Below are 20,409 nucleotides of genomic sequence, written 5' to 3' on the forward strand. Positions count from 1 at the left end.
CGGATCTTTCCAATTGTTTCCACAACAAGCATCCCAAACCGGGCCTCCATTCAGCATGAAGGCCATCGTGAACCCGTTTCTCAGAAAGGGGTCGTTTTTAGCTGCCTGTCCCCCTTCCGAAGGGGTCACTTTTCCATGCCGCTTAACATTCATTTTCCATTACGTGCGCCTGCATGCGCGCTGGCATGCCATCATCGTCGGTGCGATCGCGGTGGCGGTCGCGTGCAACGTGGGCATGTCCGCCATCATCCGCCACCTGGTCAACGGCATGACGCAGGGCGGGCAGGGGATGGGGGCGGTATGGGTGTCCATCATCCTGTTCTGCGCCACCATCATCTGTGACAACGCGGCATGGCGCGTGGCGGGATGGATGGCGTCGGGCGTGTTCGTGCGCGTGGGCGGCGATGTGCGCCAGGACCTGTTCCGTTACCTTACGGGCCACGCCGCGACCTATTTTGCGGACCGGCTGTCCGGTGCGCTGGCGGCGCGCGTGTCGGCGGCGGCGGGCGCGGTGGTGGCGCTGGAAAACATGGCGGCGTGGAACCTGCTGCCTTCGGTGCTGAACCTTGTGCTGGCCATTGTCACCCTTGGCACCGTCAGCCCGTGGATGGCGCTGGTGCTGGTGGGCATGACCCTGCTGCTGGGCCTTGGCATATACCGGCTGGCGGGGCGGGGGCAGTTCCTGCACCTGTCCTATGCCGCCGAGGCGGCGGAGGTGGATGGCGAAATGCTGGATGTGATGCAGAACCTGCCACTGGTGCGCGCCTATGGCATGATCGGTTCCGAACACGGCCGCATGCGCAGGCGCATCCAGGTAGAAACAGGCATGCACAGCCGGTCGCTGCGGTACATGGAACAGCTGCGCATGATCCATTCCACCGTCACCGCCTTCATGACCACGGGGCTGCTGGTCTGGGCGGTGCTGCTGTGGCGTATGCACCGGGCCACGACGGGTGACGTGGTGATGGTGACGACGCTGGGCTTCCTGATCCTGAACTGCACGCGCGACCTTGCCTTTTCCATGGTCGAGGCCATGAAGCATGTCACCCGCCTGTCTGAAACGCTGGGCCACCTGCTGGTGCCGCATGAACATAGCGGTGTCGTGGAGTCCATGACCCTGCCCCCCGCCGCATGCCGGGGGCATGTGCGGCTACGCGATGTCACCTTTGCCTATCCCGGCAGCCCGCCGGTCCTGTCGCATTTTGACCTGGACATTCCCGCAGGTACCCGTGTCGGGCTGGTGGGCGTGTCGGGGTCGGGCAAAAGCACGGTCCTGGCCCTGCTGCAGCGCCAGCGTTTCGTGCAGGCGGGGGCGGTGGAGATGGACGGCATCAACATTCTGGAACTGGATGAGGCCAGCCTGCGCGCCACCATGGCGGTCGTGCCGCAGGATGTGTACCTGCTGCGCCGTTCGGTGGGGGAAAATATCCGCTATGGCCGCCCCGACGCCACCGATGCCGAAATCCACGCGGCGGCGGAGGCTGCGGGATGCACCGGCTTCATCGCCGCCATGCCGCGCGGCTTCGATACCGTGGTGGGGGAGCGGGGCGTGATGCTGTCGGGCGGGCAGCGTCAGCGCATCGCCATCGCGCGCGCCTTCCTGCGCAATGCGCCGGTGCTGATCCTGGATGAGGCGACCAGCGCGCTGGATGGTGAAAGCGAGCGCCATGTCCATGCCGCCCTTGAACGGCTGATGGTCGGGCGCACCGTGATCGCGGTGGCGCACCGCCTGTCCACGCTGCGCGGGTTCGACCGTATCGTGGTGATGGAAAAGGGACGCATCGCCCAGCAGGGCAGCATGGCCGAACTCGAACGCGTGCCCGGTCCTTATCGCGACAGGCTGCTGCCTGCGGGTGGCGACCTGCCGGCATAGGGGTCAGGGCGCGGCAGGCCCGGCGGCGGGCCTGTCCGTTGGCACCAGCAGGGTGTTGCCCGCAGGCGGCGGGGTATCGACCATGCGGGCGATGGCGGTGCGCGTGCTCAGCACGCCATGTGTCGCCTGTCCCCGGTCGTCCGGCATGTCCTGCTGCGGGGTCATGAAGACCATGTCCTGTGGAAAGGCCATGAGGACCCGCCTGCGGCGCAGGAAATTCATGCCAAGGACGCTGTAGGTGGTCTTTTCCACATTCACGTCCAGCCCGAGGTTCTGCCACGACCCCAGCGTGACATTATCGAAATGATGCCGCCGGCCGTTCAGGATCTTGCCTGCATTGGTGCGCACATGCATGTCCGTGCGCAGCATGGCGCTGGTCAGGCCCAGCGCGCGTGCGTCCCTGCGGGAAAGGGATGAGATGTCGGCCCCCGGCTCGACCTCCATCCGGATGGTGCGTTCCCCCATCCGCAGGGCCACCCCGGTCATCCGCCCGGTGGAATCGGGCAGGAGCGGCAGCGCCGTGCTGTCCGCCCCCAGCCAGTCACGCATCGGCGGGCATGCGCCGCCCTCGCGCGGCAGGAACAGGACCATGCGCCGGGCCGGGAAGTCGAACAGCACGTCGTAATTGCCCAGCACATCATACCCGATGATCCCCAGCACGGGCCGGTCATTGACGTGGGGCAGGCCGATCCCCTCCAGCAGGGCCGGCACGTTTTCCGCCATGCCGTTGCTTATGCGCAGGGTGTTCAGGGTGGTGGTATAGGTGGTGTCCCCGCCCGCGATGGTCTGGACGTCGATGATGGATTCCACGGGAAAGTCATGTGTCGTGGCGGCGTACACCCCCACCCTGTCCTGCGTTACGCTGAGATAGGACAGTCCGTCCATCGCGTTGAACGTGACAGGAATGATGGGGCTGCCGCTGTTGGTCAGCAGCGGGGCCGTGATGACATGGGCGATGCAGGCGGCGGGCAGGCCATACAGCAGCTCGGGTGCAGCGTCGGGCGCGGGCGGCGGCGGGGCATGGCGCACGGGGCGGGCGTGCGTGATCCCCGCGCAGGCCATGATGATGCCCATGATGCCCATGATGCCCATGATGCCCATGGCGCACAGGCCCGCGCGCAGGATGCGCGGCCCGTCCATGTCAGTCAGGCTGGTCAGCCAGGTATTCCGCCACATCGGCAGCTGCGTCCTGTGGCGATTCGGTCTGGTCGAAACGGGTGTAGTCAACGGTGATCCGTCCATCCGGCCCGGCGTTTATGATATCCACGAAGCGATGGTTATAGAGCATACGGTCAAAACCGTAAGCGGAGCGAGCGAATACTGTCTGGCCGGATGCTTCGTCCGTGCCGGTCAGGCTGACGATGATTTCCGCCTCCTGCGCCGACAGGTCGGCTTCCGTCATGCCACATAGCGGGCTGTTTTCATCAATGACATGTGTGGGCGTGCAGGCAAAGCGCAGCACCGGCACGTGCGCCTGCTGCAGGGGCAGGGGATCGAACTGCCGCACCACCCGGCCCGCGGGCGTGCGGATCAGGCGGGCCAGCGCGAATTCCACATCCACCGACAGGATCGGGCTGCGCCTGCAGTTGGCGATGCGGATATCAAGGTGAAGCTGGTTGTTTTCGCGCAGTATGAGCGCCTTGTCACTGAACATGACCCGCGCGCGCGGGCGGGAGAAACGGGCAAAGATCAGCCCGGTCGCCAGGGCGTTGATCATCATGCCGCCCAGCACCTCCACCGTGGCGATCAGGTTGGCGGTGTGGCTTGTGGGGATCATGCCGCCATAGCCTACGGTGGACAGGGTCTGCACGCTGAAAAAGAAGAAATCGGCGAAGCTGTGCGGATGCGTGCCGCTGATCCCGTCACTGTCCGCCATGTACAGCAGGGCGAACAGCAGGTTGATGCCGATATAAACCAGCAGGGAGCCGTAGAAGAACGTGCTCCACGGCGCGGTCAGGGCATGGTGGTAGAAATCGGACCAGATACGGTCGACCTGCCCCACGCGCACGATCGTGTCATGCCCGTTATCTTCCAGGCGGTGGGCGTTCGCAGGCCCCGATGCCGGGGGCGCGGGACTGGCGGGCCGGGGGGCGGGGTCTGGCGCGGCATGCTGGGCCATGGCGTATCCTGTGTGCGCATGTCGGATTGCATCAGGATCAGGCCGACCTGACAAATTTTGTAATATTCCATGTCGCGCCACAGGACAACGCCCGTTCTGCTGGACGCAACGCGCATGCTGTCTACATATCCATGCAGACATGCCTGCTACAGGAGAGCCGTGATGACAGACGACCCAGCCCCCGAACAGATGGAACACATGGCCCGGACGCTGGAGGGCACGGGCCGTTACCGCGTCCTGCGCCCGCTGGCGCCGCGCGTGCTGGACCAGTACCCGGAGGGGACGGGCACGCGGCTTGGCATGTTCCTTGACCTTGAGACAACCGGGCTGAGCGCCGCGAAGGACGAAATCATCGAATTCGGGATCGTGCCCTTCGTCTACACGCTGGATGGGCGAATACTGGGATCGCTGGAACCCTTCAGCCGCCTGCGTGAACCATCGTGTCCCATCCCGGCCCAGATTACCGAACTGACCGGCATTACCCCGGCCATGGTGGCGGGGCAGTCCGTCATCCCGGAGGAAGTGGAACGTTTTGTCGCGCCCGCATCGTTGATTATCGCCCATAATGCAAATTTTGACCGCAAGTTCGCCGAACGCTTCACGCCTGCCTTCACCACCAAGCCGTGGGCATGTTCCATGCGCGATGTCGATTGGGCGGCGGAAGGGTATGAAGGGCGCAAGCTGTCCTATCTGGGCATGCAGGCGGGTTTCTGGTTCGACGGCCATCGGGCGGTGGATGACTGCCTGGCGGGGATCGCGATCCTGGATCGCGACCTGCCGGTATCGGGGCGTCCGGCGCTGGGGGCGCTGCTGGAAAGCGCGCGCCAGATCCGCTGCCGGATCTGGGCGGAGAACGCGCCCTATGAATACAAGGACATGCTGCGCCAGCGTGGCTACCGCTGGAATGACGGAACCGATGGGAACCCACGTGCATGGTCCATCTCGCTGCCCGAAGACCAGGTGGCGGGGGAACTGGCGTTCCTGTCAGCCGAGGTCTATGCCCGCCCCGTTGATCTGCCCGTGACGCGCATCACGCCGTGGGACCGCTTTTCGACGCGGTGCTAGGACTCCCCCGCGGGCCGGGCGCAAACCGCGGGGACGTTCCGGGGGACGCTTTTTTCCAACATTTCAGGCAGCAGCCGCCTTCTTGAAAAAAAGGCGGCATCCGAGAATTCCGACGTTACACCCCTCGACGCGCCGCCGGGGTCAGAGCAGGGAGCGCGCGGTCGAGAGGACGGCGTCCTCGGTAAAGCCGAATTTTTGCATCAGATCCTGATAAGGCGCCGATGCGCCGAAGGAATGCATGGCAATGATCCTGCCCTGCGGGCCTGCATAACGTTCCCAGCCAATCCCGCAACCGGCTTCGATCGTAACGCGCCGCGTGACCGCTGGCGGCAGAACCGAATCCCGGTAGGACTGGTGCTGTTCTTCAAACAGTTCCCAGCACGGTAGCGAGACGACACGTGTGGCCACGCCCTCGGCCCGGAGTGTTTCATGCGCGCCCATGGCCAGATGCAACTCACCCCCTGTCGCGATCAGGATCAGTTGCGGGTCGGGCATGTCGGCCACAATATAGCCCCCCCTGCGCAGCCCGTCCGCCGCGCCGTAACGCGAACGGTCAATCGTGGGCAGTGCCTGCCGGCTCAGCGCGAACGCAACCGGGCGGGATGTGGACTGCATGGCCACCTGCCACGCCACGGCCACTTCATTGGCGTCCGCCGGGCGAATGGTCAGCAGGTTCGGAATGCCGCGCAGCTGGAGCAGGTGCTCGATGGGCTGGTGGGTGGGGCCGTCCTCGCCCATGCCGATGGAGTCATGCGTGAAGATGTAAATGACCGGCAGGCCCATCATCGCGGCAAGCCGGATGGGCGTTTTCATGTAATCCATGAAAACAAGGAAGGTGGCGGCATAGGGGCGTAAACGATAGGACGCCATGCCGTTGCAGATGGCGCCCATGGCGTGTTCGCGAATGCCGAAATGGAAATTCCGGCCGCTGTAATCGCCCTGCCAGGCGGGGGATTCGAACCAGCCTGTTCCCTTGAATGTCAGCGCGGATTTGTTCGAGGGGGCAAGGTCGCCCGAGCCGCCAAGCAGGAAAGGCATGGCCTGCGCAACGGCGTTCAGCACTTCGCCCGAGGTTTCGCGCGTGGCCCTGCCAACCGGATCGGGCGCGTAATCGGGGCACGCCGCCTTCATGATATCCGCCACGGCCATGCCGCCGTGCTCCATCCGGTCAAGTTCGGCGGCCAGGTCCGGCCATGTCCTGCGATAGGACTCCATCATGCTGTGCCACGCCGCATGCGCACGCGCGCCCTGCATGCCGGAACGCATGTGTTCAGGCACGCCGTCCGGCACCAGGAACTGCGCATCCTCCGGCCAGCCATAGGCGCGCTTTGTCTCGCGCACTTCTTCCACGCCCAGCGGGGCGCCATGCGCGGACGCCTTGCCGGCCTTGTGCGGCGAACCATAGCCAATAATGCTGTGGGTGATGACGAAAGTGGGCTTTGTCAGGTCATCCCGCGCGGCGCGAAGGGTTGCGCGCAATGTGGCAAGATCGTTGATATCGGCGACTTCCAGCACATCCCACCCGGCAGCGCGAAAGCGCGCCGCAAGGTTTTCGGTGAAGGTGATGTCAACATTCCCTTCAATGGATATCCTGTTGCAGTCATACAGCCAGACAAGGTGCCCCAGTTGCAGATGGCCGGCCAGCGAGGCGGCTTCCGCGCTGATCCCTTCCATAAGGCAGCCTTCGCCCGAAAAGGCGTAGATATGATGATCGAAAACATCATGGCCGGGACGGTTGAAATGCCTGGCCAGCCAAGCCTGCGCGATCGCCATGCCCACGGACACCGCTAGGCCCTGACCCAGCGGGCCGGTTGTCGTTTCCACGCCGGTCGTGACGCCATATTCAGGATGGCCCGGCGTGCGCGAGCCAAGCTGGCGGAACTGCCGGATGTCATCAAGTGTTACGGCCAGGCGGTCGGTGACATGGCCATTGGCCGCCATCTCGCGCACACCGGCGAGAAAAAGCGTTGCATAGAGCATGGATGAGGCATGGCCGACCGATAGCACGAAGCGGTCGCGATTGATCCATCCCGGCGCTGCGGGATCATATTTCAGGATATCGCGCCACAGCACGTAGGATGCGGGCGCCAGCCCCATCGGCGTGCCCGGGTGGCCGGAATTGGCTTTCTGGATGGCGTCGATCGCCAGTGTGCGTATGGTATTGATCGCCAGAAGATCCATGCTGCCTGACGGTGCATCCAGAGGATGCATGTGATTGACGGTATCCATTGCACGGCACTCCCGCTTGCCTGACCTTGCTGCCTGATAATGGCAGGGAACGGGGCGTAAGTGCTTGACCCAAATCAATCTTCCTGATCCGGCCCCATAAGGGTCGAACACGGTTCCTTGAGGCATGAAGCGGGAACGAGTAACCGGGACCATCGCATGCGGAACGGCAGGCGGATCTTTTGCGGTCATGGCCTGTTATGGTAACTGCCGTCATCAATTTACCGCAAGTACTGGCAAAAGCAGGTAAATAATCAATATAACCTGAAATCTTGTTGTTATATCGAAATATATAGGTATATATTCCTATATATTTCTGAAATTTGAATAACTGAAACCAGAAAAATGTTTAATTTAACCCATTGACGAATAGGTAAATATTTAGTTAATGATTGTGGTAATTATGGAATAAGTCATATAATATCGGTAAAGAATAAAGTAATCGAAATGAAAGTATCTGGTGCAAGCCTGCTAATGTTCGTGAGCCTGTCGCATCCATGCGGGATGCGGTAGTGGGAGTCGTTGCCCCTGATATATCCCTTGTGGGAGAGCGTATCGCAGTCATCGGCATGGGCTATGTCGGTTTGCCGCTGGCTGTTGCTTTTACCGGGCAGGGCGCCGCCGTCACCGGATTTGATACTAACAAGAAACGACTGAATGAATTGCAGGCAGGGCTGGATTCCGGTCAGGAATTCACGCAGCAGATACTGTCCAGTACCCATATTGATTATACAGATGACACGGCAGCGCTTGCGGCATGCGACGTGTTCATCGTGTGCGTGCCAACGCCGCTTGATGCGGAGGGGCGGCCGGATCTGTCCGATCTCGAGGCCGCCTGCCAGACCGTTGGCGCGGCCCTGCGCCCGGGCGCGCTGGTCGTTTATGAATCCACGGTCTTTCCCGGTGTGACCGAGGACATATGCATTCCGATACTGGAAAGACGATCCGGCCTGAGGGCCGGGCGGGATTTCATGGTTGCTTACAGTCCGGAGCGGATCAACCCGGGTGACCGGCAGCACTGCCTCAGCACGGTCACGAAGGTCGTCGCCGGCCATACGCCCGCCGCCCTGGCGCGGGCCAGCCGCCTGTATGGCAGCATTGTGGAGGCGGGGATCTATGCCGCCCCGACGATCCGCGTGGCGGAAGCGACCAAGCTGGCTGAAAACGTGCAACGTGACGTCAACATAGCGCTCATGAACGAAATGGCGCGCATCTTTGGCGCGCTGGGGCTGGATGCAACGAATGTTTTCCAGGCCGCGCGGACAAAATGGAATTTCCATTCCTACCGGCCCGGTCTTGTCGGTGGGCACTGCATCGGGGTCGACCCCATGTACCTGGCCTATTGCGCCCGGCAGACAGGGATCGAGCCTTCGCTCGTGCTGACCGCGCGCAATGTCAACGACAGCATGCCGGGATTCATTGCGCAGCAATGCATTGACCGCCTTGTCCGGCAGCATGGGCCTGATGGGCAGCGCGGACGGCGCGTGACCGTGCTGGGTGTCACGTTCAAGGAAAACCTGCCCGATATGCGCAACACCCCCGCACGCGCGCTGATCCGGCAGTTGCAGGTGTTCGGCATTGTCCCGCAGATCGTGGACCCATGGGCCGAACCGGCGGATGTCGTGGCGCAGCTGGGCGCACCGCTATGCCCGGAGGCGGATATCGAACCTTCGGACGGCGTCATACTGGCCGTCGCGCATGATGCATTCGTAACGGGGGGCTGGTCACTCGTTGACCGCTGCCTTGGTGGCGTGGGGAAGGTCGTCATCGACGTCAAGGCCATCCTTGATCCGGGAAACATGCCGCCAGAAATCGATTTTTTCCGCCTTTGATGAAGAAACGTCCCCCGCGCGGGACGCCGGTCTTTTGTTTTAACAGATGATGCACGAACAGGAACGGATACATGCTGAAAGATAATGAAGTCGGTTCACCTGTTAAGGAAAAGCTGACACAGGCTGAAGTGCATGAAGTAACCGTCACCCCCCTGGGCACCTGCCGCATCGCGGAACCGCTGTATATCGCCTCCAAGCATTGCGACATGCAGCGCAACATGTCGCGCGTGTATGGTTACGTGCATACCACCAAGGAAATCCTTCAGCTTATCGAATGCATGGAAGGGCGGAACCTTCCGGATGACATGGTGCCGCTTATCGCGTCCGAGCGCTACGAAGCCGACACGGCAAGGACGCCGTCCGATGTGTATTTCGTGGAAATTTCATCCATAAAGGAAATACATTACAAGGCGTTCCTGCTCCAGTTGAACTGCGTCAACCGGGTTTTTGAAGATCACAAGGATATTCAGGAGATCTTCTTCAAACACCGCCGCATCAAGGAAATTCCCGAGCGGCGGCAGCTTCTGGAAAAGATTCCTGCGTTCCATACGCTTTCCCCATTGCTGAAAAGCATCATGCTTGAAGGCTACGTGCATTTCACGAAGCAGGAGGAAGTGGCCGCGGACATGCAGCGCATCGCCAGCACGCTTGGCAATAACGTGGTGTTCGTCAGCCATATCAACGTGCCTGGAGACAATGGGGAACTGATCGCCTCGCGCAACCGGCTGTGTGGCTGGATACGCGCCGAATGCCAGGCCCATGGCTATAACTACTTTGACCCGACCCCGCTGGTCACGGCCCATGGCCTGAAGAACGCGCTGGCGAAGCAGGGCGAGGATAACAAGCACTACGCCACCGACTTCAAGGATGTGCTGGGCACCTATCTGTATGAAAATTACGTCGTTCCCCTGACCACGCCGGGAACCGCGCGCCCGATCATGACGGCGGCGATGGCGCAGGCATCCGGCACGGCGCAGCCCGCGCCAGACGCCAGTACCACGTCCGCGCCTGAAAGCAGGCCGGCGGCATCGGCCATGCCGGCCCCGGTCGTCAATCCCGATGACATGCGCATCGACGCGATCCTGGCCGACGCCCGCGCCATGGTGAAGCGCGGCGAAGCCGATGAGGCCGAGGCCATGCTGCGTGGCGCCTCCATCGACCATCCGACCAATGCCGAGGTTTTTGCCCAGCTTGGCACCATCGCCTACCACCGCGGCGACAGCATTTCCGGCCTGGCCAGCCTGCGCCACGCCCTTGACCTGGACCCGAAACTGGTCGAACCCAAGATCCTGCTGGTGCGCATCGCCCAGCGCCTGAACCGGCTGGAGGAAGCCTGTTCGCTCGCGCTCGAACTGGTGACCGAAGCGCCCGACGATTCCAAGGCCCTGACGGCTGCGGCCAAGGCGTTCGTGAAATCCCGCCGCTTCCAGGAAGCCGCGGCGATCTGGAAGCGGCTGGCGGTCTTGCAGCCCGCCCAGTCCATGCCCCTGACCGAAGCAGCCCGGGCGGAACTGAAGGGCCGCAACTTCGAAGCCGCCATCCAGGACGCCGATGGCGCCCTGCAGCGTGACAGGGCGGATGTCTCGGCCCTTGTCATCAAGGCAATGGCGCTCCAGCGGCTGAAGCGCATGAAGCCGCTGGCGGAAGTCGCCATGCAGATTGCCGATATCGATCCCGGCGCCGCGATGGGATCGGTGCCAACGCTGGTGGATGCCGGCCACCTGGAAGACGCGGCGGACCTGCTGGCGCGCATTCGCCTCAAGGGGCACCCGGCCGCGGATGACGCCGTGCTGCAGGCGGGGCTGGTGCGCTCGCTCATTCGCCGTGCGCGGCATGCCGCCGAGCAGAATAACGACGTGAACGCCGCCGCCGCGTGGAACGGCGTCCTGAAAATCGATCCCGAAAACCGCAACGCCCATTCGGGCATCCGCAAGATCGTCTCGCCGATCGTGCGCGAGACGCGGCGCCTTGTCGCCGTTGGCGAAACGGATCCGGCCATTGCCCTGTGCCGGCGTGGCCTGTCATTTGACCATGCGAACATGCCGCTCCAGCGCGTGCTGGCCAAGGCGCTGGAAGGCAAGCAGGCGTGGGAGGAATCAGCGGATGCATGGGAACATTACGCCCACCTGACCAACCCGGTTGACGGGTCTTCGCTGCTGCGTGCCGCCCGTAACGCGGCGCGCGCGCAGAACTGGGCGCGCTCGCTGCAGCTCTTCGGGCAGCTTCCCCCCGAAGAGAAGGCGGTCGTTGGCACCAAGATCGAATCCCTGACGCGCAAGCTGGTCAAGGAACTCCGCAACGACTTCAATTCCGGCGCGGTGGCGGAAGCCGTGTCAAAGGCGGACATCGTGCTGGGCATCGACCCGCAGAATGAAAAGGCGCACCGTTTCCTGGGCAAGGCCGTTTCCGCGTACCGCCGCATCATGAAGGATGCCGTGCAGGCGGAAGACCTTGAGCGGCAGGAAGAATTCGGCCGCAAGATCCTGGCCCTCGCGCCCAACCGTGTCGATGCGCTCAAGGTGCTTTCGCGGGTCTATCGTATCAAGCGCCAGTGGCGTGACGCCATCGAGGTCCAGAACCATCTGACGCAACAGGAACCGGACCGGGCGACCCACTGGCGTCGTCTGGCCAGCTTCTGCCGTTCGGGCAAGGATTACGACCTGGGCGTGCAGGCTGCGCTCAAGGCGGTGGAACTGGAACCCGACAATACCCGCAGCATCGAATTCCTGAGCGATATCCTGAACCGCCAGGCTCAGGCAGCAGCGGCGTAAGGCACCGGGAATGGGCGCTCTTGTCGGATGGATGGGAAATACCAGGGTATCGCCCCGTGTCGTATCGATGATACGGCAGGGCGGTGCGGGCCTGGCCTATCGTATTCCGCCGGGTGGCGCCATGTCGGGGGTCATCGAATCGGCCGATGGGCATGTTGCCTGCATGGGCGGTCCCGTTCATGTGCATCGGCACGGCGTCATCATGCTGTTTGATGGCAGGCTTGATAACCTGGCCGAACTGTGTCGCGAACTTGCCTGCCCGGCGGGGTCGGATGCCGGCGCCGTGCTGCTGGCTGGCTGGGCACGTCATGGCCATGCCCTGTTCGTGCGCCTGCAGGGTCCCTTTGCGCTCGCCATTCATGACGGGGCCACGCAGAGCCTGACATGCGCCCGCGACCGCCATGGCCAGCGCCCGCTCTATTACGCCGCGCATGACAAGACATTCGTCTTCGCTTCCGATGTCCGCACGGTGCAGGCCTGGCCCCATCTGGAAGGGCGCATCAACCTTGATGCCCTGGCCCATGTTTTCTCCCTTGGTTGCGCGCCGTCGGAATTTGACCTGCATGCGGGCATAAGCCGCCTGCTGCCGGGCCACATGCTGACGGTAGGCCGCGACCTGAAGGTTCATACGGCCCCGTGGGCCATGCCGGCCCCGGACGGCGTGCCCATGGACCGCACGCAGCAGGCGGGAGCGGATGCCACCCTGTCACGGCTGCTGGGCCGGGCGGTCACCACCGGCAGCGGTGGCGCGCGCGCGTTGCTTATGGGGGATGGGGAAGCGGATAGCGGGTACGCCCTGCTGCGGACTCTCGGGCCGCAGGCTCCCCCGCTCCATCCCGTCCGCAATAACCTGGATCAGGATGACGATGTCATTGTCGAGCGCCTGCGCGCGCTGCAACGCATTGCCGGTGAACCACTTGTCTCCCTGCTGCCGGGACATCCGGCCCTGTTCCCGCAGTATTCGGAGGAAACGGTCCTTGTCTCGTCCGCGGGTGGCGCGGCACTGCTGGGCAGCGCGCCGCGCTACGACGTGTTCATGCGCGACGTCGTGCGCCTGCGTGAGGAAGGGCGACCGCCGGTATGGTGGAAAACGTCGTTCTATGATGTCATGCCCTTCGTGCGCGACCTGTTCCAGCACTGCCATGGCGGCCTGACGGAATCCGAACGCATGACGGTCGTCGGCCCCGCAATGACCCATACCCTGCTTTTTGCCGTGCCGGATGCGCTCGGCCCGGGGCTGGAGGCGGTGGACACGCCCGACCTGCGCCGCGCGGGCGCGGCCATGGACCTGCGCCTGAGCCTGCCGGGCCGCGACCTGCTGGTGCTGGACTGCGTGGCCGCCCTTGATGACCGTGAGGCGGTGGCCCCCTTCCTGGACCCGGCTGTCGTCCGGCACTGTGGCACGCCTGCCGCGCAGGAAGGCGCATCCGCACCGGCTGGAAGGGGAGACGTCGGCCTGCCCCGCCATTACGTGCGCGACCTGACCGAACGCCTGGTCGGTTCCTACATGCGTGACCTCCTGACGGGTTCGGCCTGCCGTCAGCGCGGCCTGTTCAGCACGGCGCAGGTCGAGCGCCACCTCCGTCACGCCTCGCACCGCTCCGCGCGCAGCATCCGTATCCTGTGGACAATGTTCTGTACCGAACTGTGGTACCAGGACACGATCGACACGCCGCATGCCTTCCGCGAGGACGCCCCCGTATCCCCGGCCGTCATGGCGGGGTACGCATGAGCGATTCCCTCATCCTGCAGGTTCTTCCCCCGTCGGGGAAAGCCCTGACATGCGCGGACCTGGGCCTGATTGTCGAGGATGCGCGCCGGCTGGTCCGTTCGGGACAGTTCCAGGTGGTGGTCAGCATGCTGGAACCCCTGCAGGAAGAAGCGGCCGCCACGCGGGACATGAAATCCCTGCTGGCGCAGGCTTACGAAGGCGTGGGGGAAAAGCACAAGGCGCGGCTGCTGTGGCTGGAAGTGGAACGGGCCGGGTCCCCGGCGGAAGGCAATGGCCGCCACCTGTGGAAACTGGGTAACGGCGCGCTGGAGCGGGGCGATTATGGTGAAGCCGAGCGCCTGTTCATAAGCTTCCTGCAGGTCTGTCCGGGTGATCTCGCCGCGGCTGAACGCCTGCTGGAAGCCCGCATGAACAGGGCCGACGGCAGGATTTTGCGGCGCGTTTACGCCGAACATCTGGCCACGTGGCCCGAGACGGCCAATTCCGCCGCCTGCCTGGCCGACCATGTGCTGCGCCATGACACCAAGGCCGAGGCCCTGAAGGTGCTGGAGCACGCCGAATCACTGTGGGAGGGCAGCCTGCCCGCCGCGCTGCGCATTGCCCAGATTTTCCAGGGCGTGAATGAACCCGACCGCGCGCTGGCGGTTCAGGACCGGGCGGCCGCGCTGTACAGCAATAACATCGCGCTGTTGCGCAGCCGCTTCAGGACCCGCCAGATCATGGGCGCGCCCAAGGATGAACTGCTCAAGGCGATCGATCACCTGATCTCGCTTGAGCCGGACATCGCGCGCTATCATGTCATGCGCGCGCGGCTGTGCGCCAATTTCAAGGACTGGGCCGGGGCCGCGAAGGCATGGGAAACATCCCTGCGGCTGGATGACACCAAGCTTGCGTACTGGCGCGGGCTGATCAATGCGCTGGGCAAGCTGGAACGTAATGCCGCCATTGACGCGCTGATTGCCAAGGCCCGCCAGCATTTCCGTTCAGGCGGGGCCGAAGGGCTGGTTGACCTGTCCATCCTCGAAACCTCCATAGGGGAGCACAAGCGTGCGGTGAAGCTGGCGGTCAGCGCCATGTCCAATCCCCGCATGCGCATGCGCGCGCGGGAAGCGGCGTCGGCCGCCCTGCTGGCCGCGGGGGATTACGTGCGGGCATGGAGCTTCCTGTCCGGCGGGCTGGAGGATGGCACGGCCAGCATCGAGACCGAGCGCATGGCGGCGCGCTGCTCGGCCTCCCTTCTGCAGCCGGCCGTCACCAGCGGGCGCCGCCGCTTTCCCGATGCGCTGTTTGAACGCGCGCTGCTGCATCCGCCCGCGCGCACGCTGATCGAGCCGGGCGATGCGGTCATGCTGGTCACGTCGTCGCTTGGCGCGGGTGGGGCGGAACGGCAGGTCGCCTATTCGGCCGGGGGCGTGGCCAGGCTGCGCGCGGCGGCCGGTCGTGGCCCGACATGGCTGGTCGCGCAGGACATGGCCGCCGAGCGCGGGCGGGCCGTGATGATGCCGGTCGCCGCCAACGAGCACCTCCAGATGGAGGATCTTGGCCCGATCGACCAGGCCGCGTGCTTTCGCAAGATCGCGGCGGAGGATGTGGGCGCGCGCGAGGCGCTGCGCATCATCGCGGCAATGCCCACGCGCATATCGCGCGATGTCATCAAACTATATGACTGTTTTCGCCGCCATCGGCCCGGACTGGTGCATCTGTGGCAGGACGGCGTCATTTCCACCGGCTCGGTCGCCGCCGTGCTGGCGGGGGTGCCGCGCATTGTCTGTTCCACGCGCAATGTCGTGGCGCAGGAGACGGACCGGCGGCGCTACCGTTCCTATCTCGCCACGATGTACCGCTGCCTGGCCCAGCGTTCCGATGTGCGCCTGACCGCCAATTCCGGCGTGGGCGCGGAAGATTACGAAAAGTGGCTGGGGCTGGAGCCGGGATCGATCGCCGTGATCCGCAACGGGGTGGAGACCGCGTCCGTGCAGAAGCGCGGCAACCCCGAAGCGCGCGCCATGGTGCGCGAACGCCTCGGGCTGGGACCGGACAACCTGCTTATGGGGGGTACGTTCCGCCTGGCGCCCGCCAAGCGGCCGCACCTGTGGCTGTCGGTGGCTGAAATCGTGGCCGCACAGGTGCCGGAGGCCCGTTTCACCATTGTGGGCGATGGCGTGCTGCGCGCGGAGCTTGAGCAGTGGATCGCAGCCCACGGCCTTGCCGACCGCGTGACGCTTGCGGGCCGGCAGAGTCCGGTCGAGCCATGGATCGCGGCCATGGATGTCATGCTGCTGGCCAGCGAGGTCGAGGGCCTGCCCAACGTATTGCTGGAGGCCCAGACACTGGGCGTTCCCGTTGTCACGACGGATGCCGGTGGCTCGCGTGAAGCGGTGATCCAGGACATTACCGGGTATCTGGTCCGCGATGACAAGGCCGAAAACCTTGCCGCCGCGGTTATCCGGGTCATGCAGGACCGCACGTTTCGTCTCAAGGCCCGGACCGGCGCCCCGGCCTTTATTGAGCAGAGATTCGGCCTCCAGCGCATGCTGGGGGATACGATGTCACTTTACGACACAGGTTTTCCGTTACAAGGGAGAGTAGGATGAAAATTGCTGTGATTGGGGCCGGGTATGTCGGCCTCGTAACCGGCGCGTGTTTCGCGGATTTCGGGCATGAGGTCCGCTGCATCGATACGGACCCACGCAAGATCGAATCCCTGCGCAGCGGTGGCGTGCCGATCTATGAGCCGGGTCTGGCGGAACTGATCGCCAGCAACGTCGCGGCCGACCGCCTCAAGTTCGACATGGATCTGGGGTGGGGCGTGCGTGACGCCGACGCGGTGTTCATTGCCGTGGGTACGCCGTCGCGCCGTGGCGATGGCCATGCCGACCTGACCTATGTCTATCAGGTGGCGAAGGATATCGCGGCGGAACTGCAGGGCTATACCGTCGTGGTGACAAAATCCACGGTGCCGGTCGGCACGGGTGATGAAGTCGAGCGCCTGATCCGCGAGACGCGGCCCGACGCGGATTTCACGGTGGCGTCCAACCCGGAATTCCTGCGTGAAGGTGCTGCAATCGGTGACTTCAAGCGCCCCGACCGCATCGTGATCGGCACGACCGACCCGCGTGCGCGCGAAGTCATGTCGGAAGTCTATCGTCCGCTGTTCCTCAATCAGGCGCCCATCCTGTTTACCGACCGCCGCACGTCCGAACTGACCAAATACGCGGCCAACGCCTTCCTCGCCACCAAGATCACGTTCATCAACGAAATCGCCGACCTGTGCGAGGAAGCCGGCGCCAACGTGCAGGACGTCGCGCGCGGCATGGGGCTGGACAACCGTATCGGTTCCAAGTTCCTGCATGCAGGCCCCGGCTTTGGCGGGTCGTGTTTCCCCAAGGATGTCAGCGCGCTCATCAAGACCGGCCAGGATTATGGCGCGCCCGGGCGCATCATCGAGGCGGTGGCGAATGTCAATGACCAGCGCAAGCGCGCCATGGGCCGCAAGATCATCCAGGCGGCGGGTGGCGATATCCGCGGCAAGACGGTTGCCCTGCTGGGCCTGACCTTCAAGCCCAACACGGATGACATGCGCGACGCACCCTCCATTGCCATCACGCGCGCGCTCAAGGATGCGGGCGCGAATATCCGCGCCTTCGATCCGGTCGGCATGGAACAGGCGCGCAAGGTGATCGAGGACGGCGTCGTGTTCTGCAAGGACCCGTACGAAACCGTGGCCGGCGCGGATGTCGTGACGGTGGTGACGGAATGGGACGTTTTCCGCGCGCTCGACCTGACCAAGGTGCGTGGGCTGATGAAAAGCCCGATCCTTGTGGACCTGCGCAATGTCTACAATCCCACGGATGTCATCAAGGCGGGCTTCACCTACACGGGTGTCGGACGTGGTCAGGTGAAAACGAACGCCGCCTGAGGCTTCAGGCACCAGCCCGGCCTGGTGCCTGGCCCATGGGTGCACCGAATGGTTGATGGAGAATGACAGACATGAATGGCAGCGTGGGAAACATGGCGGGGAATGGCGCGTCCATCCCCCCCATGCCGACCGGGGACGGAGCGCAGGCGGACAACTGGGTCATGCCTGCCCTCATGCGCCATTACCGCATTATCGTCGCGCTGATCCTGCGCACCGCGCAGACCCGTTTCGGGCATACCAGCGTGGGTTACCTGTGGGCGCTGATCGAACCGATCGCCCATGTTGCCGTCATGTCCGTCGTCTACTGGGCCATCAACCGCCAGGACCCGGTGGGGGGCAATGTCCTTCTGTTTTTCGTGACCGGGGTGCTGCCGTTCTTCCTGTTCCAGAAAACGGCGCTACATGTTGGCGCGGCACTCCGTTCCAACCAGATGCTCCTGCGCTTTCCGCTGGTGCATGCGCTGGATATCGTGACATCGTGGGGACTGCTGGAAGGCGTTACGTGGCTTGCGGTCTCCGTAATGATCCTGGGGGGAATGGTCGTGGGCGAGTACGCCCCCGTGCCCGAATACCCGATGGAATGCGTCGGCGCGGTCATCCTGATCTTCACGATGGGAATGGGTGTCGGGCTGATCAATGCCGTGCTGGGCAAGATGTGGCGTTCATGGGTGATGCTGTATCCGATCATCACGCGCCCGCTTTACCACTTTTCCGCCATTTTCTTCTTTATCGACCGGGTGCCCGTCGACCTGCGGCGATGGTTGCTGTGGAACCCGATGCTGCATGGCGTGGCGCTGTTCCGCGCGGGGTACCTGTCTGATTATGATACAATCTACATGAGTCCACTCTATCTTTCGCAATGGGCCATCGGGTCCGTGGTGGTCGGCCTGTGCCTGCAGCGCTTCATGCGCAAACGGATCATATCCGCATGATCACGATGTCGGATATCACCAAATCCTATCGCGGGCGGCCGGCGGACAACCCGGTCCTGTCGCACCTGAACGCGGTGTTTGACGGCAGTGAGGATATCGGGATCCTTGGTGGCAACGGGTCAGGCAAGAGTACGCTCATCCGCCTGCTCGCCGGTATGGATTACCCCGATAGCGGGGAGATCATCCGCAGTCCCGACATGCGGGTTTCCTACCCGCTGTCCTATAGCGGTTTCTTCCATCCCCACATGTCCGGTCGTGACAACGTGCGTTTCATAGCGCGCCTGTACGGGGCTGACGAAAACGAGTGCATCCGCTTCGTGCGTGAGTTTGCCGAAATCGGACGCAGTTTCGACCAGCCGCTCAGTTTCTGCTCAAGCAGCGTGAAATCGCGCATCGCGTTCGCGATGTCGCTGGCCATCCGTTTTGACATCTATCTTGTCGATGAGGTCAGCGCCGTGGGCGATGTCGCGTTCAAACGCCGCTGCATGGCCGCATTTGCCGAACGCCGCAAGCACGCGAAAATCATCATGGTCTCCCAGGCGGTGACCACCATCCGACGCATGTGCACGCGTGGCGCGGTAATCGTGGATGGCCAGCTATCGTGGCATGAGACCATGGCCGACGCCATCAATGAATTTGAAAACCAGCTTGGGATAATCCATGTCTGACACGTCATCTGCGGGCACGTCCCAAACTGTCGAGACCCGGGCCAAGGCGCCATCGGTCTCCCCCTTATCCTCCAGCCGCGCGGCCATCGGGTTGCCTGCGTTCCCGCTGGAACTGCCGCGCCGTTCCTTCGGGCTGCTGGTTTTTGGCCTTATGGTCATACTGCCGACGTTCATCGCGTTCGTGTATTACGACCTGCTGGCCGCCCCCCAGTACCAGACGCAGGCGACATTCGCCATCCGCAGCACGACAGACCATTACGGTAGTGAAACGGGCGGGGGTGTTGGCATATTCGGGCCGCCGGCCGGCCCGGTTTCGGCCACGCAGTCGTACGGGCTGCTCAGTTACCTTGATTCCGCGCCCGCCATCGAGGACCTGACCCAGGCGGGCGTGAACGTGCGCGGCATGCTGGCCTCGCCACGGGCCGATTTCCTCAGCAGGCTTTCCGCCCACGCGAAGATCGAGGATGTCGTGGCGGACTGGCGCAAGAAAGTACGCCTGCAGTACGACGTGACCAAGGGCATCATCACACTCAATACATATGCCTTTAGCGCCGATGATTCCTACACGCTGGCGGATGGCGTGCTGCAGTTGAGCGAACGCATGGCCAACACCATTTCGCAGCGCGTGCAGCAGGATGCGGTGAAATATGCTGAGGAAAGCCTGAACGAGACCGAAAGAAACCTGACGGATACCCGCAACCGGCTGGCGGAGTTCCGCGCCAGGACGGGCGTTGTTGACGCGGAACGGTCCAACCAGAGCGAAATAAACATGGAGCAGGCCCTGCGCCAGGCGCTGTTTGCCGCGCAGAGCCAGGCCGATGACCTGCGCCGTTCTGGCGGCATGAACAGCCCGGCGCTGGCGTCGCTGCAGCAGAAGATTTCCACGATCCAGGGCCAGATCAATGGAATCCAGCAGCGCGTCCGTGGCGGTTCGGCCGACCATGCCGCGACCCCGACCGAAGGGTGGGCTTCGGTCATGGACACCAATACCCTCCTGCTTGACCAGATGAAGGAAGCCCAGACCCATTATGACGAAGCCCGCAATACATTGCGTGAGCTGCGCCAGAACGCCGTCAAGCAGAACGCGTACGTGCTGATCTATGTCCGGCCGGTCAAGGCGGGCATGGCGGCATTCCCCCGTTACCTGCTCTCCCCGCTGACCGTCACGGGCTGCGCGTTCATCGCATGGGCCATTTCGCTTCTGCTGTTCTACGCGCTGCGTGATTCCCGTTAGGGCGACGCGTGGGCGTGGTCGTGTTCCGTCAGGACAAA

Annotated in this window: 13 protein-coding genes; 10 read left to right on the forward strand and 3 right to left on the reverse strand. The window is 63.5% G+C overall.

The genetic code is table 11. The features are described 5' to 3' along the window. The first annotated feature begins 55 nt into the window (after positions 1-55). A complete protein-coding gene (locus CFR76_RS08500) occupies positions 56-1,873 on the forward strand; it encodes an ABC transporter ATP-binding protein (protein ID WP_408884362.1) in 1,818 nt (605 codons plus the stop codon). 3 nt (positions 1,874-1,876) lie between these two features. On the opposite strand, the gene CFR76_RS08505 is transcribed toward CFR76_RS08500, so the two are convergent. Together CFR76_RS08505 and CFR76_RS08510 are read right to left on the reverse strand one after the other, a co-directional pair. Further along, positions 1,877-3,049 (reverse strand): retropepsin-like aspartic protease, encoded by a 1,173-nt coding sequence (locus tag CFR76_RS08505; RefSeq protein ID WP_110556746.1) that lies wholly within the window; start codon positions 3,047-3,049, stop codon positions 1,877-1,879. Beyond that, positions 3,015-3,992 (reverse strand): ion channel, encoded by a 978-nt coding sequence (locus tag CFR76_RS08510; RefSeq protein ID WP_110556747.1) that lies wholly within the window; start codon positions 3,990-3,992, stop codon positions 3,015-3,017. Before CFR76_RS08510 ends, CFR76_RS08505 begins: the two co-directional genes overlap by 35 nt. A 162-nt stretch (positions 3,993-4,154) precedes the next feature. Between CFR76_RS08510 and CFR76_RS08515 the strand changes: the two genes are divergently transcribed. Further along, positions 4,155-5,057 (forward strand): 3'-5' exonuclease, encoded by a 903-nt coding sequence (locus CFR76_RS08515; RefSeq protein ID WP_110556748.1) that lies wholly within the window; start codon positions 4,155-4,157, stop codon positions 5,055-5,057. A gap of 141 nt (positions 5,058-5,198) precedes the next feature. On the opposite strand, the gene tkt is transcribed toward CFR76_RS08515, so the two are convergent. Further along, a complete protein-coding gene (gene tkt, locus CFR76_RS08520; RefSeq protein ID WP_110556749.1) occupies positions 5,199-7,286 on the reverse strand; it encodes a transketolase in 2,088 nt (695 codons plus the stop codon). Positions 7,287-7,795: 509 nt separating this feature from the next. Between tkt and CFR76_RS08525 the strand changes: the two genes are divergently transcribed. The 8 genes from CFR76_RS08525 to CFR76_RS08560 all read left to right on the forward strand — a co-directional run bounded on the left by CFR76_RS08525 (position 7,796) and on the right by CFR76_RS08560 (position 20,371). Beyond that, a complete protein-coding gene (locus CFR76_RS08525; RefSeq protein ID WP_244191844.1) occupies positions 7,796-9,115 on the forward strand; it encodes a nucleotide sugar dehydrogenase in 1,320 nt (439 codons plus the stop codon). 71 nt (positions 9,116-9,186) lie between these two features. Continuing rightward, positions 9,187-11,886 carry a hypothetical protein gene (locus CFR76_RS08530; protein WP_110556751.1) on the forward strand — a complete coding sequence of 900 codons (2,700 nt, stop codon included), beginning with the start codon at positions 9,187-9,189 and terminating at the stop codon, positions 11,884-11,886. Between the two features lie 10 nt (positions 11,887-11,896). Beyond that, a complete protein-coding gene (locus CFR76_RS08535) occupies positions 11,897-13,618 on the forward strand; it encodes an asparagine synthetase B family protein (RefSeq protein WP_244191845.1) in 1,722 nt (573 codons plus the stop codon). Continuing rightward, positions 13,615-16,212: a glycosyltransferase gene (locus tag CFR76_RS08540; RefSeq protein ID WP_110556753.1), complete on the forward strand. Its 2,598-nt coding sequence runs from the start codon at positions 13,615-13,617 to the stop codon at positions 16,210-16,212. The genes CFR76_RS08535 and CFR76_RS08540 overlap by 4 nt, the downstream gene beginning before the upstream one ends. Continuing rightward, a complete protein-coding gene (locus CFR76_RS08545; protein ID WP_110556754.1) occupies positions 16,209-17,537 on the forward strand; it encodes a UDP-glucose dehydrogenase family protein in 1,329 nt (442 codons plus the stop codon). The genes CFR76_RS08540 and CFR76_RS08545 overlap by 4 nt, the downstream gene beginning before the upstream one ends. Positions 17,538-17,599: 62 nt before the next feature. Continuing rightward, on the forward strand, positions 17,600-18,469 hold the full coding sequence (locus CFR76_RS08550) for an ABC transporter permease (RefSeq protein WP_244191846.1): 870 nt from the start codon (positions 17,600-17,602) through the stop codon (positions 18,467-18,469). Next, positions 18,466-19,137, forward strand: a complete 672-nt coding sequence (locus CFR76_RS08555) for an ABC transporter ATP-binding protein (protein ID WP_110556756.1) — start codon at positions 18,466-18,468, stop codon at positions 19,135-19,137. The genes CFR76_RS08550 and CFR76_RS08555 overlap by 4 nt, the downstream gene beginning before the upstream one ends. Further along, positions 19,130-20,371 (forward strand): hypothetical protein, encoded by a 1,242-nt coding sequence (locus CFR76_RS08560; RefSeq protein WP_110556757.1) that lies wholly within the window; start codon positions 19,130-19,132, stop codon positions 20,369-20,371. The genes CFR76_RS08555 and CFR76_RS08560 overlap by 8 nt, the downstream gene beginning before the upstream one ends. Positions 20,372-20,409: the final 38 nt, after the last annotated feature.

The organism is Komagataeibacter swingsii, assembly GCF_003207895.1.
GTDB lineage: Bacteria > Pseudomonadota > Alphaproteobacteria > Acetobacterales > Acetobacteraceae > Komagataeibacter > Komagataeibacter swingsii.

What these genes read in the sequence shown, in the direction of transcription:
- CFR76_RS08540 (WP_110556753.1), top strand. Translation starts at nt 13,615, where the DNA reads ATGAGCGATTCCCTCATCCTGCAGGTTCTTCCCCCGTCGGGGAAAGCC.
- CFR76_RS08510 (WP_110556747.1), bottom strand. Translation starts at nt 3,992, where the DNA reads ATGGCCCAGCATGCCGCGCCAGACCCCGCCCCCCGGCCCGCCAGTCCC.
- CFR76_RS08555 (WP_110556756.1), top strand. Translation starts at nt 18,466, where the DNA reads ATGATCACGATGTCGGATATCACCAAATCCTATCGCGGGCGGCCGGCG.
- CFR76_RS08535 (WP_244191845.1), top strand. Translation starts at nt 11,897, where the DNA reads ATGGGCGCTCTTGTCGGATGGATGGGAAATACCAGGGTATCGCCCCGT.
- tkt (WP_110556749.1), bottom strand. Translation starts at nt 7,286, where the DNA reads ATGGATACCGTCAATCACATGCATCCTCTGGATGCACCGTCAGGCAGC.
- CFR76_RS08560 (WP_110556757.1), top strand. Translation starts at nt 19,130, where the DNA reads ATGTCTGACACGTCATCTGCGGGCACGTCCCAAACTGTCGAGACCCGG.
- CFR76_RS08530 (WP_110556751.1), top strand. Translation starts at nt 9,187, where the DNA reads ATGCTGAAAGATAATGAAGTCGGTTCACCTGTTAAGGAAAAGCTGACA.
- CFR76_RS08505 (WP_110556746.1), bottom strand. Translation starts at nt 3,049, where the DNA reads ATGTGGCGGAATACCTGGCTGACCAGCCTGACTGACATGGACGGGCCG.
- CFR76_RS08545 (WP_110556754.1), top strand. Translation starts at nt 16,209, where the DNA reads ATGAAAATTGCTGTGATTGGGGCCGGGTATGTCGGCCTCGTAACCGGC.
- CFR76_RS08515 (WP_110556748.1), top strand. Translation starts at nt 4,155, where the DNA reads ATGACAGACGACCCAGCCCCCGAACAGATGGAACACATGGCCCGGACG.
- CFR76_RS08500 (WP_408884362.1), top strand. Translation starts at nt 56, where the DNA reads ATGAAGGCCATCGTGAACCCGTTTCTCAGAAAGGGGTCGTTTTTAGCT.
- CFR76_RS08550 (WP_244191846.1), top strand. Translation starts at nt 17,600, where the DNA reads ATGACAGACATGAATGGCAGCGTGGGAAACATGGCGGGGAATGGCGCG.